The following is a 16,905-nucleotide window of genomic DNA, read 5'->3' as shown; positions in this document are numbered from 1 at the left end:
TCACCAGGCCATGATGCCGGGCCAGATGCGCCGCCCTACTCCGCTCTACCTCATGACTGGGCGATGAATCCTGCGGATCGGTCAAGCTGGAAAGGAGAACCGACCCGGGTTGGATCCCAGCCTTGATCCCGTGCCTCTCGAATGCTGGCAGCAACGTGAGCCGGACGAATGGGCTCCGTCTCGACGCCCACCCAGTTGCTGGGATGGGCCTGACCGCTGGTGACGATCAAGGTCGTGCCCGGCTGGCTGCCGCTGGCCGCTTCAACCGCATAGGTCATCGGTGTCCAGCAGAGTCCCTGCATGTAGGAGGGCTTCCTGCGGATCCGCCAGCGGTACTCGATCCCGTCAACGGTTATGCGCCGGGAACCCTTCTTGTTCAGCGCCATCTTCGCCTCCTCCGCTGTTGGACTGTGCTGTGTCGCCGCGGTCGCGAAAAGCAGGTTGCACGCGAACGTACCGAACGTCATCGCCGACAAGCACCTTCGGGACTACGGATGGGTTGATCAGCCCATAAGTTGGTGTCAGTGCCGAGCGACCCGGCGCATCGCACCCACCCCGGGTGCACTCACCGCGATCGGAGAGCACCGTGAAGAACAGCCCGTTGTGGCGAGTGGTTGACAACGAGAGCGGTACCCAGTCCATCGTCAGCACGCCCTCCGAGGCGGTCGCTTTCGTCAACAGCCGGTTCGACACCGATGACGACGACGAACCCTTCAGCATCACCGAGGTCGGCCCTCTCCTTCCGAAGCCACTCGAGATCATCACCGCATGGGCCGCCGAGAAGGACGGCGAGCGAACCGACGGGCGTACTGCCCCGATCACCATCTGGCCGGTTGTGACGGACAACGCCAGCGAGTGCGACGACGTCGTGCTCTGGGGCGACGTGTACGTCTCCTGGGACCACGACATGTACACCGTCGAGGAGCCGGACAGCTCCGAGTACAGCGAGGCTTACAGCGCAACCGAGTTGAGTGCGATCCTCGACGAGTACGCCGACGACTATGAGTACGCGCCTGAAGGGCCTGAAGGGCCCGACAGCCACAGGTGGCCGAAACCGGAAGAGTTGATCACCTACGGCGCCCAGGAGTGTGCCAAGCGGTTCGGGCACCTCGACGACGACGCCCTGCTGTGGCTCGCTGCCACCCGGATCACGCTCGCCGTGTGGCGCAACACACCCGTCGAGAATTGGCATGCCGGGAAGAGTCCGCTCCACGACGGCACAATGATGCGGATCAACACGGCAACCACCCGACTCGTGCGCTCGATGCTGTCGTTCGACCATGTCGACTGGATCGGTCTCGGTCTCGCGATCGTCAACCCGTCCCGGGTTCTACCGACAGGGCAGTCCGTACTCGAGCTCGGGCTGGCCTGCCACAACCCTGACGACCCGGCGCACGAGGTTGATCCGCGAGAAGAACTCGCGGAGATGGCGCAGGTCGCGATCTCATGGGGGCGAAGGTACTGCCTTCACGAGAAGGAGTTCGGCCTGCGAACCCTGATCGAATCCTTCTGTGCGTCCGACAACGGCTGGTTCGGAGCACCGAGTTGGGGGCGCATCGTCGATCGGTTCCTTACGGCTGTCGACGACCGGGAGAATGCGCACTGGCGCATATACCGGGACAAGTCTTGGTTCAACGAGTGGTTCACCAACCGGCCGGCCGACATTGCGGACACCACGGAATTTCGTCGGCTGCTCCTTGCCGGGCCCGACCTGCTTTCCGAGGAGGCCGCCGAATGGTGCGTGGATGGTGCCATCGGCTACGTCTGCCAGGACGACCACGCGAACGACTGCTGGCGGTGCGGTATCCCGCTGGCAACGGAGTCCCCCAACGAGTGAATGTGTGCACCAGCATAGAAAAGCAGCAATCCACTGACCGCACTCTCTCCCGCCTACTCGGCGGCCTCCCCTGCTTGGGGAGCCAGTCGCGGCTCCACTGACTGGAGATGTGCGGGTGCTTCTGACGGATCTGTGGCAGCAACGCTGGCCCGGCTGCCCGCCGGTCGGCCACAAGCTCCGTGAGCCCTACAGGAATGTCTGGGTCCGCTTCCACAGTCCGTCGGGTCTTTGACATCAGTATCACCGGCCTGCCGGTTTCTTGATAACCACGGCTTCCACGACACGGAGGTCGAGCAGGTCGCCGGACCTCCGGGATCATGACGCCATGCAACTCCGATACTTCAATCAGACCGGATGGACCGCCATCTTCAATGGCACTAAGACCGAGATCGGTCGCATGGTGCGCGTGGAGGGATGGGATCCCGCAACCGGGACAGCCTTGGTGGTCGACCCGCAACGAGGGGCACTGCGCCAGGTCACGGACTACGTGGACTTCTCCCACTTGGAGCGGGCCGATCAGGTGGTCGCCGCGATACCCGGTGGGGGATGGCGGGCACACTGGACGGATGAAGGGCCGGGTGGATCACCTCTCACGGAGCAGGTGCTGGCCTGGTTGATCACTTCGCAGGGCCGGGCGACTGCCATCACAGTCGATGCTCAGGGGCATGTGGAGGACGCCGACAGCGCCGACGCCTTCATACCGCCGGGTGAGGAGCTTCAGTGACGGCGTCGATGCCGCAACAGGCGGGCCCGGCGTCCGAGGGTCGGGCTTCTGATGCCGACTGGGAGGCTCCCTACTACCGGGTTCGGGCCGCCGGCTTCCAGGTGCTCTTCCTCGTGGAACCGGACGAGGCGATCGAAGAGGTCTGCAACGTCGATGCCGAGGTTCATCTTGCCGACGGGTCGCGCTGGAGTTCCACGATCTTCACTCTCGCCGAGGTGGATCGGCTCATGCGGAGCTGGGAGGCGAGCGGAGAGGCGGTCTCCGGGCAGTGCTTCTTCTGCGCGGACGGGCTGATCGTGCGGAATCCCGGCATCGGCAGCATGGTGCGCGTGATTGCCGGGCTCGTGGCATCCGGCGAGTTCGACGGGGTGTTCCGACGCATTGCCGACCCGGAATGATCATGCCGCGTCTCAGGGCATCGTGTTGTCCTGCATCTTTCGAATGGCCTTGAGCACCTTCTTCCCCAGGGGAGTGAGCGTCATGGGCCTACCGCGTTCCGCCCGGACCAGGAGTGGTCCACCGAGTTCTCGTTCGATCCGGTTGATCTGTGCAACGAGGGTGAACGTGTTGAGGCCGAGGCCGCTCGCTGCGGCACCGAGGCTGGGGTAGGGAGATGCAGCCGCGAATCGGCTCAACCGTTCGCTGGCCCCCTGGCCGCCGAGTGCCGGCCGAAGGATGCTTGGTGCTCGGCTGGCCTGGTCGATTGCCCGAAGTACCTGGCTGTGACTGGATCCTCCGCGTGGTCGCAGCGGAACGTTGTGGGTCTTGGCCCAGCGGGCCATGTTCGCGGTGCTCATGCCAGCTTCTCGGGCGAGGTCCGGCAGGGTCCGGCGGCGGTGGACGTACTGCTCGATGAGCCAGGCCCGTTCGACGGTGCCGCGGCGCTTGTAGTCCTTGGGGCCCTCGCGGAGCGGGATGCCGTACTCCTTGGCAAGGCCGGTCAGCACTCTGCGGGAGAAGCCGGTGAGGGTGGCGATCTGCTGGAGGGACCGGTGTTCGTCAAGGTAGAGCCGGGTGAAGCGCTCTGCCGGAATGGCTTGCCGGGCCTGCTGCCGGATGCGGCCGGCGGCCCTGGCGGTGCTCTTCGTCAGCGGGGGTGCAGGGGCTGGATGTTCGTCGAGAACATGTCGGATGGCCTCGACGGTCGTACCCAGAACCTGGGCGGCGTGCTGAACAGGGTGCTGGCGTTCGCGGACAAGCTGGTGCAGGCGGGGTAGGTCGACGTGTGCCGGGTCGGGGCCGGGAAGGGAGAGCCCTGCCAGCAGGGTGGCGGGCGGCTGCCAGGTCATGGGCTCGTCGTGGATGTGGTGTGAGGCCAGGAAGTTGAGGGCTTCCTGCTGGAGGGCGTGCGCGAGTTCAGGGGTCTGAAGCGCGGTGAACCGCAGGGACGTCGCCCGGAACTCTGCACTGTCGGGCCCGCCCAGGTCGTCGGGGGCAGACTCGGCGGGCAGGCCGCTGAGACGTTGGAAGAGCTGGCTGCGTGCGATGCGTTCGCGCCGTCCGGTTCCCGGTGGTGTTCCGGTGTGGCGGCAGATCTCCAGCCAGCGGTCATGAGGAAGCAGGCCGGTGTAGTCGAGGAGTCGGCGCCGACCGTAGTCGATGGGGGTGCTGTTGGCACCGAGGTAGTCCGCGAGCCGGTCCAGAGCAGTGGCGATGTCCGGCCATTGCGGAAGGTCGTCGACTTCCTGGAGGAGGCGTGACACCTCAGTGCCGTCGATGACGTCACCGATCAGCCCGGCTGCCTGGTCCAGGGATGTGCGGCTGTCGGGAATCAGCAACAGGGCGGCGAGAACGGGAGCCAGAGCCCGCGCATGGATTCCTTCAGGTGGTGCGAGGCGGATCGTCCAGGGCGGCCAGAACATCGTGGGGATCTTCCTGGCTCGCTGCTCGATGTCCCGAGTGGTCCGGGTCGGCCGGCGGGGGTCTCGGTCATGATGCGGTAGCGGACGTATTCGCTGGGGCGGAGGGAAGGGGCGAGGGCCGCCAGGTGCACGGACTGCAGCACCGGGCTGATGCCCCTGCCCCAGCTGTCGATGCTGGTCGCCGAGATCTGCGTGAGTTCCTCGCGTACTGCTTCCAGCAGGCTCCGCAGGGCCTCGCCGGCCGGGTGGATTCCTGGTTGCTCCAGGATGCTCAGGGCCGTGGTGACCGCGACGGCCGTGTCTGCGGCTCGGGGCGGGGCCATGAACCCCGGACGTTCCATGGCCTGTCCGGTGTGCGGGGAGACCGCATCGGTGCTGAGGTGAGCTTCTGCGATGTCAGCCGGAATCTGTTCTTGGAGGACGGCCGTGGGCAGGTCGCTCAGGACGCGTATGCCCAGGGCCCGGATGTCGGCCAGCACCGCCGAGGCCGGCTGGGGAGAGGTTCGGTAGGGGCCGAAAGCTGCCGTTGCCCCGTCGATGATCTCCATCACTCGGTCTTGGGCCATGAGAACCGGATGGCCAGGAGGCAGGAGAAGTGTCGAAGCGCGAGTCAGATCGGTGCCGCAGCCCGCCGAGAACGGGCGGGTGGGGCGGGTCGGTGGATTGCCGCAGAGTTCAGGCCGGGGGACGGACCGGCCGGAACGGGGCCGCTGCCGCGGCACCCTCCCGCAGTGCGGGCAGCAGTCCGCCAGCAGCCTGCGGTGCCGGGTGCAGGCAAAGGAGAAACCGAGCCTCCAGGACAATTGCCATCGCCCACCAGTGGCATGAAGGCACTCCGGACAGAACCGGGATCCCCCTCCGCGGCCCCAAAGGACGTGCCGTGACACGGCCCGGCCCCCGGCACTCAGGTGGAGGGCCCGTCCGTCGTAATGAGCCAGGGTCAGGGCAGCGACTTTCTCCGGGGACGTCCCGGTGGCGTGCGCGACGGCATTGGTCTGCTGCTCGTCGAGGACGATCGTCCAGTCTGCCGGGATGCCCCTGAACTGGTTTCCGGCCCGGTGCCGGACCGGGAAGCCGAAGTGCAGCAGGACATCACCGAGCGCGGTGTCCATCCGCCTGGCCATCGCCTCCAGCCATGAGTCCAGAGCCTCGCCGGGCAGTGGAGGAAGCCGGATCGGCAGGGTGCGGACCGGCGTTCTCATGCGGGTCGCCGGCTCCGGGGCCGCGGGCGGCTGGTCAGCCGTTTCTTCTCCAGCGCGGCCTGCAGTTCGAGGCGGGCGGCCTCGGATGCCTCGTCGTTCTTCACCCGGTCCATGAGCTCCTGGTCAAGACGTTCGGCGCCGGTGCGGACCGCCCGCTGGCAGCTGCGGTTGATCAGCGTCATCAGCGAGCCGATGTGTCCGGTGCTGCGGGCGAAGAGGTAGTCCGACAGGTCGTCCGCGAGCATGCCGGGATGCTTGTCGGTGAGCACGACTCGCTGTTCGAGGGCCAGCAGCATCTGCCGCCACTCCCGGCGCCCGGCCTCCATATCGATGGTGAACGGACGAAGCCCGAGGCGGGTGGTGCGGCGGCCGGTCTGGGCCAGAGCGGTGTCGCGCCCGTTCGTGCCCTCGCCAAACAGGCCCTTCTTCGCGAGCTCGACCCCCACCATCAGCAACGTCACCGGAAACTCGTTGGCGATCCACTTCAGGTGGTTGCTCACCTCGATGCCGCTCTTCTGTCCCCACTTCAAAAAGTGCAGATCGTCCAGAACCACCAGGCGGACATCGCAGGACAGCACGCAGTCCAGCACCCGCCGTCCGAACTGGGCGGTGGTCCCCCGCATCTGTCCGGGGTGGCCGAAGAACTCCAGCATGGCCCGGTTGAGATCCTTCATTCCGGTGTTCCCAGTCAGTCCGACCCGGCAGACCGGGATCCGCTCGTGCCCTTGGCTCGTGAACGCTCCAGACTCCTCGATCTCCCGCTGGTGGAAGTCGCGTGCAAAGGCCAGCACCGAGGTCGTCTTGCCCAGCCCCGGGAACGCGTCGACGGCCACCGCCCCCTTGGCCTTGTCGCCGTCCTGCTCGTTGCTGTCGACGATGTCCCATAGGTCTTCATGGAGCTCCGTCAGCTGCGGCGTCTTCACTGGGCCGATGTTCGCGTGCCACTGCCGGCGCTGACGGTCGTAGTCCGCCCGGGCCTGCGTGGGCAGGGACTTCAGCTGCTTGCGGGTCAGCAGATCGGGCCGACTGCGGCGAGGGCTCTCGGCGAACGCCTTGAAGTCCTCCTTCCGCGACAAGGCAAGACTGCCCGGCTCCGGAACGCTGCCGACGGTCACACGTCCTCCAGGGCATCAGCGTAGAAGTCGTCCTCCCCGGCGAGGTCCTCCAGATCAACCTCGTCGTCATCCCCCGTCTCCGCCACCACGTCGGGCTCCCGCAGTTCCGCGGTCTGCTCGTCCTGACCGAGGGCCTTGCGTACGGAGGAAAGCGAGACGACCGTCTCCGCCTCACTCTCCGGAAGCTCGATAGCGGCCTGCTCGCGCGAGAGCCGCAGGGCCATGCGCCGCTCGGCGATCGTGGTGCCCAGCCCGAGATTCCACCGCTCCAACAAATCAGCGACGGCAAGCCGGTCATCAGGAAAGCGATACTTCGAGACCGCCAGTTGGCGGGCGAACGTCAACGCGTCCTCGCTCAGCGGCATCTCGGCCGACGGCGCGTGCTCCCAGACCAGCGTGTGCCAGGCCCGAGTAGCCGGATCGCGGAAGTAGATCCGGGTGATGTCGTCGGGGTCCACCTGGAAAGGCCAGCCGTTCTTGACCGGACTGTCGTAGGGGCTGCGGACTCCCGTCTCGGGCAGGCCGGGGCCGCTGTAACGGCGGCGGCCGATCTCGACCCCGTAGTGCTGGACCGTGCGCCACTTCGTCTGCAGGAACTCGTAAGCCAGGTCCCGGTCGCGGGGCGCTTCGATGTAACCCGCCCGCGCCATGCCGTGCTCGAACATCTTCGCCGGGGACATCCGCAGACCCGGCAGACCCGGATCGACCAGACTGGAATGCGGCCGGCAGTGATAGACCGCCGCGGTCCACTCCCGGATGATCGCCTCAAGCTCGTCGAGGAAGAAGAACGCGTCGTCCTCCGGGCTCTCGCCTCGCGAGTGGATGTCGGGGCCCTTATAGCCGGGCAGCACCTGCAGCAGACCCTCCCGCAGGGTCCGGAAGTAGCGCTCGACCGGCCCCTTATCGCGGCCCGTCCGCAGCCGGGCCGGCTGGATGGAGATGCCCATCCGGCGGCAGACGCTGGTCAGGTGCTCCGAGACGTAGACCTTGCCGTGGTCGACGACCAGCGTCTCGGGAACCAAAGGCGGCGAGGCCAGCCCCGGCCCGGTGGCGCCCTTGACGTCGACCAGGACGGTGCGGGGGATGCCGTGCTCGGGCCAGACCGCGTGCCGCGGCCAGTCCCGCCCCGCAGGCCGCGGCCGAAATGACTGGAACAGCACTGCGCTGACATCCACCGCCTTCGTCGAGACCGGCGTGAGCCGGATCCCCGTGATGCAGCGGGTGTACCAGTCCATCCCGACACTCAGCTCGGCCTGCACCCACTTCAGGGTCAGCGGGTCGAACGCGAAGACGTCCAGGCGGGTGGAGTCCATCAGCAGGTACTCGCCCGGCCGCGTCGGCCGCAGCTTGCCGTACGGACCCTCCGGCCGATCGGCGATATCCCGGTTGCGCTTCGTACTCAGCCGGAACAGCGGGTGTCGCCGCTCCAGCTCTGTGAGCACCCGGTAGGCCGTGGCTTGGCTGGGCTGGGGTACGACTTCAGGACCGAACCGCGCGATCACCCGGGCCTGAGTCCGATCTATGACCATCTTGCGTGATGGCTTCGACTCTCCGGTGTGCTCGACCATGACTTCCAGCGCGGTCTCCACCCATCGGTCATCGGCCCTGCCGAAGGACCGTGCCTGGAGACTTGTCCGCTGGACCAGGCCGGCCTCACCGTGTCGGCGGTAGTCGGCGACCCACCGTCGAATAGTGCGATCAGTGACTCCGAGTTCCGCAGCTTTCGCCGCATAGCGGGCGTCCAGCGACAGCGTCGGCGCGTACGGAGCTCGCGGTTCGCCTTCACGCGCAAGTTCGGTGCTGCCGGACCGATATCCCGTGAGGAGTTCCCGAATGTGCTCGGCCCGCTCCAGGATCTGCTGTCTGTCCTTCTCGTCCAACTGCCCCAGTACCACCGAGGCAATCTCCTCGGCGTCGTCCGAGGACGGTCCAGGCCCCTCGGGGATAAGAGTGGCCCGGTCGGAGAAGAGCAGTTCCCGCAATGACAGACGCAGGAGCCTGCCGTGGCGGTCCTTGAGGACGACCTCGTTGCCGGCCGTGGTGGCGGCCATCTCGACCACCTCGACGGTCTCCCCGTCGTAGCGGAAGTGTGTACCGACGCCGACCCGCGCTCCGGCCCTGGTCACGCCGTTCTCCTGAGCAAGTGCGCCGGGCTGAACGGCCGGTCGAGGTCCACCGTGAACTCGTGCGTCCACAGCAAGTGATAGACCGCAGATCGGACTTGCTCCTCCGGGCGACCGGGCAAGCTGGCCGCCGCACGCCGCAGAGAGACTCCGTTGAGATCAGCCCCACGGAGCTCGTCGACGAGCCCACGGTCGAACAGCCAGTCTCTGCGGTAGCCCGACAAGAAGCGGACGTTCTCCAGCTCAGCCGTGGGTGGCTCGCTCCAGACCTCGTACTTCCACCCGCGGGCCTCCACCGCCTCACGGGTCCAGCCGAAAGTGAAGGCCACCTCCGGCTTCGACAACCGGTGCAGTGGCTTCACATCCACGACCACGGGCCCCTCGTCGGTGACGAGGAGGTAGTCCGGGATGTGCTTGCGCACAGCCCCGTCCACCTCGGCCTTGAGCAGAAATGGCTGGGCCACGACACGCCGTACGGACGGATCGAAATCAGCGAAGAGGAGCCTCGCCAGTTCGAGGCGCGACTCGTAGATCACGTGGTCGCGCATCGTGGCGGACCAGTAGGTGCCCGAGTAGTGCCGCTGGCCCCTATACCAGCGAAAGGTTCGCCAGGGTGACGCCGCCGCAAGCAGGTCGATCGAGGACGCGCTCCACTCCCGGTTCTCAACCTGGCTGCCATCCGGGCCCCGCAGGCTCACGGTGATCGATGCCGCTCTCAGCCCTGCCGCCATGCGTCACCCCCGGATCGTCGGCCGCCTCCTCCGCGAGCGCTACGTTCGCATCCGTGCGAGGCTCCCACGCCGGGCCTAAGGCAAGGTCAGCCGAACGAGTGAAGGCAGTGGCCAGCGATTCTCAATCCCATGTCAGTTCGGCCAATCAGATGACATTGCGACTGAGAAAATGACACGGGATTTGAGAACCTACAACAACGCCCGCTCAGGTCTGTGCCATGTCCACGAAGCGCGAGTAGTGGCCCTGGAAGGCCACGGTGATCGTCGCCGTCGGGCCGTTACGGTGCTTGGCGACGATCAGGTCGGCCTCGCCGGCGCGGGGGGACTCCTTCTCGTACGCATCCTCGCGATGCAGCAGGATCACCATGTCGGCATCCTGCTCGATGGATCCGGATTCACGCAGGTCGGAGACCATCGGCTTTTTGTCCGTGCGCTGTTCGGGGCCACGGTTCAGCTGGGAGAGCGCGATGACCGGGAGCTGCAACTCCTTCGCGAGCAGCTTGAGGTTTCGGGACATGTCCGAGACCTCCTGCTGGCGGCTCTCGGCACGCTTCGAGCCGCCGGACTGCATCAGTTGCAGATAGTCGATGACCACGAGCTTGAGGTCGTTGCGCTGCTTGAGCCGACGGCACTTCGCCCGGATCTCCATCATGGAGAGGTTCGGGGAGTCGTCGATGTAGAGGGGGGCGGCCGAGACATCCGGCATCCGGCGAGCCAGCCGCGTCCAGTCCTCGTCGGTCATGGTGCCGGAACGCATGTGGTGCAGCGCCACTCGCGCCTCGGCCGAGAGCAGTCGCATCGCGATCTCGTTGCGCCCCATTTCGAGGGAGAAGATCACGCTGGGAAGGTTGCTCTTGATCGAACAGGCTCGTGCGAAATCCAGCGCCAGAGTGGACTTACCCATGGCCGGACGGGCTGCGATGACGACCATCTGGCCCGGGTGCAGGCCGTTCGTCAGGGCGTCGAGGTCGGTGAAGCCGGTCGGCACCCCGGTCATCTCACCGCTGCGCGAACCGATCGCCTCGATCTCGTCGAGAGCGCCTTCCATGATGTCGCCGAGCGGTAGGTAGTCCTCGCTGGTGCGCTGCTCGGTGACGGCATAGATCTCGGCCTGCGCGGAGTTCACGATGTCGTCGACATCACCGTCGGCCGCGTATCCCATCTGCGTGATCTTCGTCCCGGCTTCGACGAGCCGTCTGAGGACCGCCCGTTCGTGGACGATCTCCGCGTAGTACGAAGCATTCGCCGCGGTCGGCACGGACTGGACGAGGGTGTGCAGATACGGCGCTCCGCCCACCTTGGTGATCTCACCGCGCTTGACCAGTTCGGCCGCCACCGTGATCGGGTCGGCCGGCTCCCCCTTGGCATAGAGATCGAGGATCGCCTGGTAGACGGTCTCGTGGGCGGGTCGGTAGAAATCGTGTCCCTTGATGATCTCCACGACGTCGGCGATGGCGTCCTTGGACAGGAGCATGCCGCCGAGGACCGACTGCTCGGCATCGAGGTCCTGGGGCGGCACCCGCTCGAAACCGGGGGAACCGCCGTCCCATCCGCCGCTCTCCCTGCCGCGTTCGTGCTGCTTGCCACGGTCCCGGCCTTCGCCGCGTCGCTGGCGGGAAACGGGCAGACGGTCACTGGGACCGGCATCGGCCCAGGGGTCGTCCAAAGGCTCGGGAATGCTCACCGGGCCACCTCCTCCCGTCCGCTCCGCGGACCTCACCGTGCCACTCTTTCTTACGGCACAGCACCGACAAACAAGACGCCCGACTCCGGTTCCGGCACGTCGAGTTCTGGGGGGCTCCAGGGCCGGAACGGGGTGCGGGCGCCGGACCACGGTAGGCCGCTCAGCACCGTCAGCCAATCTGGTTATCCACAGGGCATGTGGACAACGGATCAGATGCTGTGGAGAACTCGGCGGAACCTGTGCACGGAGCGGGGGACAGCACTGTGGACAAACTCATAGCGCCCACACCATCAAGGCCCTGACCTGGAGTTTCTCCATCCACGGGCTGTGGGGGAGAAAAACTTTCCGAGTCAACACAAGATCACGACAAACAGCGCACGCGAGAATACCGAGCGGCAATAAATGTAAGGACTGTAAGCACCTTGCATCCATTACCTGTGGAAGATTAGATTGGCCCCCGTGATCCAGGCCCCGACACCCCTGCCCCCCAGTCGCCGACGGCACGACCGCGAGATCATCTCGCTGGCCGTCCCTGCCTTCGGCGCGCTCGTCGCCGAGCCGCTCTTCGTGGTGGTCGACAGCGCCATCGTCGGCCACCTCGGCACACCGCAGCTGGCCGGCCTGGCCGTCGCCGCAGCCCTGTTGACCACAGCCGTCAGCGTCTTCGTCTTTCTCGCGTACGCCACCACCGCGGCAGTGGCGAGGCGGGTCGGAGCGGGCGATCTGGCCTCCGCGATCCGGCAGGGCATGGACGGCATCTGGCTGGCCCTACTGCTCGGCATCCTCGTCATCGCCATCACGCTCCCCACAGCGCCCTGGCTCGTGAACGTCTTCGGTGCCTCCGACACCGCAGCCCCCTACGCCACCACATATCTGAGGATCTCCAGCCTCGGCATCCCGGCCATGCTCGTGGTGATGGCCGCGACCGGCGTACTCCGTGGCCTGCAGGACACCCGAACCCCGCTCTATGTCGCCATCGGAGGCTTCGCGGCCAACGGAGCCCTCAATGCAGGACTCGTCTACGGCGCCGGGCTCGGCATCGCCGGATCGGCCTGGGGCACTGTGATCGCACAGATCGCCATGGCCGCCGCTTATCTCATCGTGGTCGTACGGGGAGCACGTCGGCACGGCGCCTCGCTGCGCCCCGACGCCCAAGGCATCAAGGCCAGCGCCCGGGCAGGCGTTCCGCTGCTGGTCCGTACGCTGTCGCTCCGTGCCGTACTGATGATCGCCACAGCCGTCGCCGCCCGCCTCGGCGACACCGAGATCGCCGCGCACCAGATCATCCTCTCCCTCTGGAGCCTGATGGCCTTCGCCCTCGACGCCATCGCCATTGCAGGGCAGGCCATCATCGGCCGCTACCTGGGAGCCGATGACACCAAGGGCGCACGCGAGGCGTGCCGCCGCATGGTCCAGTGGGGCATCGCTTCCGGGGTGGTGTTCGGGGCACTGATCGTCCTTGCCCGGCCGTTGTTCGTGCCCCTGTTCACCGGCGACCAGTCCGTTCAGGACACGCTGTTCCCGGCGCTGCTGGTGGTGGCGTTGTCCCAGCCGATCGCCGGTGTGGTCTTCGTCCTGGACGGCGTGCTGATGGGTGCCGGAGACGGGCGGTATTTGGCCTGGGCCATGCTCGTCACTCTGACCCTCTTCGCCCCGGTCGCCCTGCTGGTGCCGACGTTCGGTGGCGGCCTGACCGCGCTGTGGTGGGCGATGGCCCTGATGATGACCGTCCGCATGGTGACGCTCCGGCTGCGCACCCGATCGGGCAAGTGGATCGTCACAGGAGCCACCCGCTGAGCCATCGGCGACACCCGTTTCACGTGAAACAGCAAAGGGCCGCACCCCGTGGGGTACGGCCCTTCACCTGCTCAGGTGAGCTGTGCCCTTAGGCAGCAACGACCTCGATGCCGAGCTTCGCAGCGACCTCGGGGTGCAGACGCACGGACACCTGGTGTCCGCCGAGCGTCTTGATCGGCGAGCCGAGCTCGACCCGACGCTTGTCGACGTCGGGGCCACCGGCAGCCTTGATCGCCGAGGCGATGTCGGCCGGGGTCACGGAACCGAAGAGACGGCCGGCGTCGCCGGAGCGAACGGCCAGACGGACCTTCACGGCCTCGAGCTTGGTCTTGATCTCGTTGGCCTGCTCGATCGTGGCGATCTCGTGGATCTTGCGGGCGCGGCGGATCTGCGCCACGTCCTTCTCGCCACCCTTGGTCCAGCGGATGGCAAAGCCACGCGGAACCAGGTAGTTACGGGCGTACCCGTCCTTGACGTCGACGACGTCGCCCGCAGCACCGAGGCCGGAGACCTCGTGGGTGAGGATGATCTTCATGATTCGGTCACCCTTCCCTTATCGCGCGGTGGACGTGTAGGGCAGCAGCGCCATCTCACGGCTGTTCTTGACTGCCGTGGCGACGTCACGCTGGTGCTGCGTGCAGTTGCCGGTCACGCGGCGGGCACGGATCTTGCCGCGGTCGGAAATGAACTTCCGCAGCATGTTCGTGTCCTTGTAGTCCACGTACTGGGTCTTGTCCTTGCAGAACGCGCAGACCTTCTTCTTAGGCTTGCGCACAGGCGGCTTCGCCATGGTGTTTCTCCTGTGTGATCAAGAAGTGGGAGTACGAGCTGCCCTAGAAGGGAGGCTCGTCCGAGTAGCCGCCGCCGGAGCCGCCGGAGCTTCCGCCCCAACCGCCTCCGCCGCCCTGCTGGCCCCCGCCCTCGCTGGCCGCCGGCAGGCGCGCTCGTGGCCCACGGGTCGTCGGCGGGAGCGCCGCCGCCACCCTGCTGGCCACCGCCACCGGGACCGCCGCCCCAGTTGCCGCCGCCCTGCTGGCCGCCGCCGTATCCACCCTGGCCGCCCTGACCACCGCGACCGGTGGTCTTGGTGACCTTGGCCGTGGCGTTCTTGAGGCTGGGGCCGACTTCCTCGACGTCCAGCTCGTAGACCGTGCGCTTGACGCCCTCGCGGTCTTCGTACGACCGCTGCTTCAGCCGGCCCTGCACGACTACGCGCATGCCTCGCTGAAGCGACTCGGCGACGTTCTCCGCCGCCTGCCGCCAGACCGAGCAGGTGAGGAACAGGCCTTCGCCGTCCTTCCACTCATTGGTCTGCCGGTCGAAGATGCGGGGAGTGGACGCGACACGGAACTTCGCGACCGCCGCACCGGACGGGGTGAAGCGCAGCTCGGGGTCGTCGACGAGATTGCCGACGACCGTGATGACGGTCTCGCCTGCCATGGGTGAACCTCTCGGCGGGGATTGCTTCTGGCTGCTTGCTGCTACTCGAACCCGATGACCGCTGAGCTAGATGCTCAGTGGATCTCGGGACGGAGGACCTTGGTCCGGAGGACCGACTCGTTCAGGTTCATCTGGCGGTCGAGCTCCTTGACGACCGCAGGCTCGGCCTGCAGGTCGATGACCGAGTAGATGCCCTCGGGCTTCTTCTTGATCTCGTAAGCGAGACGACGACGGCCCCAGGTGTCGACCTTCTCAACCTTTCCGTTGCCCTCACGGACGACGGAGAGGAAGTTCTCGATCAGCGGGGAGACAGCGCGCTCCTCGAGATCGGGGTCGAGGATGACCATCACCTCGTAGTGACGCATGTGGAACCCACCTCCTTTGGACTCAGCGGCCACGGTCGTTCCGTGGCAGGAGGGTCGTGATGCGTAAAGCAACAGTGTCTCCGAGTAAAACAGCCGCCACTGACAGCACCCCCTGTCGAGAGGGGCCGACGTGCTGGCCTGGGCAGACACCGGTGCAGACGTTACAGACTACCCGCACACCGGCTTCCGGTTGAAATCCGGTGCTCAGGAGACGCAATCTGTACACATCGGGTGTGAGCGGCGCCACGATGCGCCGCCTTTCGGCCAGGAGGTACTCCATGGCACAGGCAACTCGGTCCCGTCCTCCCGTCTCCCTTCTCGCCACGGACGGCAAGACCCATCCGCTCCAGGAAGCCCTGGTGGTGGTGACCCTGGTCCTCGGTGCGCTCGCCTTCGTGACGGCGATGTTCCACAGCCTGCATCTGATCAGTTCGTGGGCCGGACTCATCGGGATCCTCACGGCTGCGTACGGGCAGTACGTCTCGGTGACCACGCGCGAGAGGTTCCCGCTGATCATCGGCCTGGGTGCATCCGCCATCGGGTTCTTCCTCGGCATGGCCCACGGCGGCCTCTTCGGCGGCCTGGTGGGCTGATTCGAGACAGACGCAACCAGGCACAACCGGACACAGCCGGACGCACGGGCCCGGCGCGAGGACCCCGTTCAGGGGCTTGGCGCCGCTCCCCGTACAAGGACGGGGCCATCCCGGTCCCGGCGGGACGGACCGGCAAGGTCCCATAGGGCCAGACGGGGCGCTCCCCGGTCGCAGTAGGCTTCGGCGCGAGAGCCGGAGCCCCTGACCGATGGGGACACACCTGCCGAGGAGCGCCCCGCATGAGCCTGACCCTGAGGACCATCAGCCGAGAGCAGCATCTGGCGTACATCCAGAATCTGCCCGCGGCGAGTCACTGCCAGGTCCCGGCGTGGGCTGATGTGAAGACCGAATGGCGCTCTGAGAATCTGGGATGGTTCGACAAGAGCGGTGAGTTGGTCGGTGTCGGCCTGGTGCTGTACCGCCAACTGCCCAAGATCAAGCGGTACCTCGCGTACCTTCCCGAGGGCCCGGTCATCAACTGGCACGCCCCCAACCTGGACGACTGGCTGCAGCCGATGCTGGCGCATCTCAAGCAGCAGGGCGCCTTCTCCGTGAAGATGGGCCCGCCGGTCGTCATCCGCCGCTGGGACGCGGCCGCCATCAAGTCCGGTATCCAGGACCCCGATGTGAAGCGCCTGCGCGATGTCGAGGCCACCCACATAGAGCCGCGCGCCTTCGAAGTCTCGGACCGGCTGCGGAAGATGGGCTGGCAGCAGGGCGAGGACGGCGGCGCCGGATTCGGTGACGTACAGCCGCGCTATGTCTTCCAGGTCCCGCTGGCCAACCGGTCGCTCGAGGACGTCCTCAAGGGCTTCAACCAGCTGTGGCGACGCAACATCAAGAAGGCCGAGAAGGCCGGTGTCGAGGTCGTCCAGGGCAGTTACGAGGACCTCGCCGAATGGCAGCGGCTGTACGAGATCACCGCGGTCCGCGACCACTTCCGGCCGCGCCCGCTCTCTTATTTCCAGCGTATGTGGACGGTGCTCAATTCCGAGGACCCCAACCGCATGCGGCTCTATTTCGCGCGTCACAACGGCGTGAACCTGTCCGCGGCGACGATGCTCGTCGTCGGTGGCCACGTCTGGTACTCGTACGGCGCGTCCGACAACATCGGGCGTGAGGTCCGGCCCTCGAACGCGATGCAGTGGCGCATGCTGCGCGACTCGTACGCGATGGGCGCGACCGTCTACGACCTGCGCGGTATCAGCGACTCGCTCGACGAGACGGACCACCTCTTCGGTCTGATCCAGTTCAAGGTCGGTACCGGCGGCGAAGCCGTCGAGTACATCGGCGAGTGGGACTTCCCGCTCAACAAGCTGCTGCACAAGGCGCTCGACATCTACATGTCGCGCCGCTGATACGCGTCGTCCCGCTGACGAAACCGGCTTCATTCGTTTCAATGGGGACTTCGACTCCGCACACCTCCCACACC

The 16,905-nt window shown here is 66.5% G+C and carries 16 protein-coding genes and 2 pseudogenes; 6 read left to right on the top strand and 12 right to left on the bottom strand.

Annotated elements, in window-relative coordinates; translation table 11 throughout:
* Positions 1-50: 50 nt before the first annotated feature.
* Positions 51-467, bottom strand: a complete 417-nt coding sequence (locus GA0115254_RS10940) for a hypothetical protein (protein WP_370740851.1) — start codon at positions 465-467, stop codon at positions 51-53.
* A gap of 119 nt (positions 468-586) precedes the next feature.
* Between GA0115254_RS10940 and GA0115254_RS10935 the strand changes: the two genes are divergently transcribed.
* The 3 genes from GA0115254_RS10935 to GA0115254_RS10925 all read left to right on the top strand — a co-directional run bounded on the left by GA0115254_RS10935 (position 587) and on the right by GA0115254_RS10925 (position 2,959).
* Complete coding sequence (locus GA0115254_RS10935; RefSeq protein ID WP_256102493.1) at positions 587-1,837, top strand: hypothetical protein; 1,251 nt, start codon at positions 587-589, stop codon at positions 1,835-1,837.
* Positions 1,838-2,162: 325 nt separating this feature from the next.
* Positions 2,163-2,561, top strand: coding sequence for a hypothetical protein (locus GA0115254_RS10930; protein ID WP_093895073.1), 399 nt, complete (start codon positions 2,163-2,165; stop codon positions 2,559-2,561).
* Between the two features lie 113 nt (positions 2,562-2,674).
* Positions 2,675-2,959: a hypothetical protein gene (locus GA0115254_RS10925; protein WP_344316316.1), complete on the top strand. Its 285-nt coding sequence runs from the start codon at positions 2,675-2,677 to the stop codon at positions 2,957-2,959.
* Positions 2,960-2,971: 12 nt separating this feature from the next.
* On the opposite strand, the gene GA0115254_RS45855 is transcribed toward GA0115254_RS10925, so the two are convergent.
* From GA0115254_RS45855 to dnaB, 7 genes and pseudogenes are all read right to left on the bottom strand, one after another.
* Positions 2,972-4,423, bottom strand: a complete 1,452-nt coding sequence (locus tag GA0115254_RS45855) for a LysR family transcriptional regulator (protein ID WP_256102492.1) — start codon at positions 4,421-4,423, stop codon at positions 2,972-2,974.
* Complete coding sequence (locus GA0115254_RS45850; protein ID WP_256102508.1) at positions 4,333-4,989, bottom strand: hypothetical protein; 657 nt, start codon at positions 4,987-4,989, stop codon at positions 4,333-4,335. Before GA0115254_RS45850 ends, GA0115254_RS45855 begins: the two co-directional genes overlap by 91 nt.
* Positions 4,990-5,232: 243 nt before the next feature.
* Positions 5,233-5,547 (bottom strand): annotated as a pseudogene (locus GA0115254_RS45845) (TniQ family protein); the annotation flags it as partial.
* Positions 5,548-5,621: 74 nt separating this feature from the next.
* Entirely contained in the window at positions 5,622-6,740 is a 1,119-nt protein-coding gene (locus tag GA0115254_RS10915) for an AAA family ATPase (protein WP_093895072.1), read from the bottom strand.
* Positions 6,737-8,866, bottom strand: coding sequence for a helix-turn-helix domain-containing protein (locus GA0115254_RS10910; protein ID WP_093895071.1), 2,130 nt, complete (start codon positions 8,864-8,866; stop codon positions 6,737-6,739). Before GA0115254_RS10910 ends, GA0115254_RS10915 begins: the two co-directional genes overlap by 4 nt.
* Positions 8,863-9,594: a TnsA-like heteromeric transposase endonuclease subunit gene (locus GA0115254_RS10905; protein ID WP_256102491.1), complete on the bottom strand. Its 732-nt coding sequence runs from the start codon at positions 9,592-9,594 to the stop codon at positions 8,863-8,865. The genes GA0115254_RS10910 and GA0115254_RS10905 overlap by 4 nt, the downstream gene beginning before the upstream one ends.
* Before the next feature lie 205 nt (positions 9,595-9,799).
* Positions 9,800-11,278, bottom strand: coding sequence for a replicative DNA helicase (gene dnaB, locus GA0115254_RS10900; RefSeq protein ID WP_093895070.1), 1,479 nt, complete (start codon positions 11,276-11,278; stop codon positions 9,800-9,802).
* 459 nt (positions 11,279-11,737) lie between these two features.
* Here dnaB and GA0115254_RS10895 point away from each other — a divergent pair, with 459 nt between their 5' ends.
* A complete protein-coding gene (locus tag GA0115254_RS10895; protein WP_093895165.1) occupies positions 11,738-13,075 on the top strand; it encodes an MATE family efflux transporter in 1,338 nt (445 codons plus the stop codon).
* A gap of 88 nt (positions 13,076-13,163) precedes the next feature.
* On the opposite strand, the gene rplI is transcribed toward GA0115254_RS10895, so the two are convergent.
* The 4 genes and pseudogenes from rplI to rpsF form a co-directional block, all read right to left on the bottom strand.
* On the bottom strand, positions 13,164-13,610 hold the full coding sequence (rplI, locus tag GA0115254_RS10890) for a 50S ribosomal protein L9 (RefSeq protein WP_093895069.1): 447 nt from the start codon (positions 13,608-13,610) through the stop codon (positions 13,164-13,166).
* A gap of 18 nt (positions 13,611-13,628) precedes the next feature.
* The gene (gene rpsR / locus GA0115254_RS10885; RefSeq protein WP_003967857.1) at positions 13,629-13,865 is read right to left on the bottom strand and encodes a 30S ribosomal protein S18; all 237 of its coding nucleotides are present in this window, start codon (positions 13,863-13,865) and stop codon (positions 13,629-13,631) included.
* Positions 13,866-13,908: 43 nt separating this feature from the next.
* Positions 13,909-14,515 (bottom strand): annotated as a pseudogene (locus tag GA0115254_RS10880) (single-stranded DNA-binding protein).
* A 74-nt stretch (positions 14,516-14,589) separates the two neighbouring features.
* Complete coding sequence (gene rpsF / locus GA0115254_RS10875) at positions 14,590-14,880, bottom strand: 30S ribosomal protein S6 (RefSeq protein WP_015609864.1); 291 nt, start codon at positions 14,878-14,880, stop codon at positions 14,590-14,592.
* Positions 14,881-15,158: 278 nt separating this feature from the next.
* Between rpsF and GA0115254_RS10870 the strand changes: the two genes are divergently transcribed.
* Positions 15,159-15,473 carry a hypothetical protein gene (locus GA0115254_RS10870; protein ID WP_093895068.1) on the top strand — a complete coding sequence of 105 codons (315 nt, stop codon included), beginning with the start codon at positions 15,159-15,161 and terminating at the stop codon, positions 15,471-15,473.
* A 239-nt stretch (positions 15,474-15,712) separates the two neighbouring features.
* Entirely contained in the window at positions 15,713-16,831 is a 1,119-nt protein-coding gene (locus tag GA0115254_RS10865; protein ID WP_093895067.1) for a lipid II:glycine glycyltransferase FemX, read from the top strand.
* Positions 16,832-16,905 lie beyond the last annotated feature (74 nt).

This window comes from Streptomyces sp. Ncost-T10-10d (assembly GCF_900091955.1).
Classification (GTDB): domain Bacteria; phylum Actinomycetota; class Actinomycetes; order Streptomycetales; family Streptomycetaceae; genus Streptomyces.
This window is presented reverse-complemented; position numbering and strand designations above follow the sequence as displayed.

Bases quoted from the DNA above. Each gene is read 5' to 3' on its own strand.
- GA0115254_RS10865 (WP_093895067.1), top strand. From the start codon at position 15,713: ATGAGCCTGACCCTGAGGACCATCAGCCGAGAGCAGCATCTGGCGTAC.
- rpsR (WP_003967857.1), bottom strand. From the start codon at position 13,865: ATGGCGAAGCCGCCTGTGCGCAAGCCTAAGAAGAAGGTCTGCGCGTTC.
- GA0115254_RS10905 (WP_256102491.1), bottom strand. From the start codon at position 9,594: ATGGCGGCAGGGCTGAGAGCGGCATCGATCACCGTGAGCCTGCGGGGC.
- GA0115254_RS45855 (WP_256102492.1), bottom strand. From the start codon at position 4,423: ATGTTCTGGCCGCCCTGGACGATCCGCCTCGCACCACCTGAAGGAATC.
- rpsF (WP_015609864.1), bottom strand. From the start codon at position 14,880: ATGCGTCACTACGAGGTGATGGTCATCCTCGACCCCGATCTCGAGGAG.
- GA0115254_RS10870 (WP_093895068.1), top strand. From the start codon at position 15,159: ATGGCACAGGCAACTCGGTCCCGTCCTCCCGTCTCCCTTCTCGCCACG.
- GA0115254_RS10940 (WP_370740851.1), bottom strand. From the start codon at position 467: ATGACGTTCGGTACGTTCGCGTGCAACCTGCTTTTCGCGACCGCGGCG.
- rplI (WP_093895069.1), bottom strand. From the start codon at position 13,610: ATGAAGATCATCCTCACCCACGAGGTCTCCGGCCTCGGTGCTGCGGGC.
- GA0115254_RS10930 (WP_093895073.1), top strand. From the start codon at position 2,163: ATGCAACTCCGATACTTCAATCAGACCGGATGGACCGCCATCTTCAAT.
- GA0115254_RS45850 (WP_256102508.1), bottom strand. From the start codon at position 4,989: ATGGCCCAAGACCGAGTGATGGAGATCATCGACGGGGCAACGGCAGCT.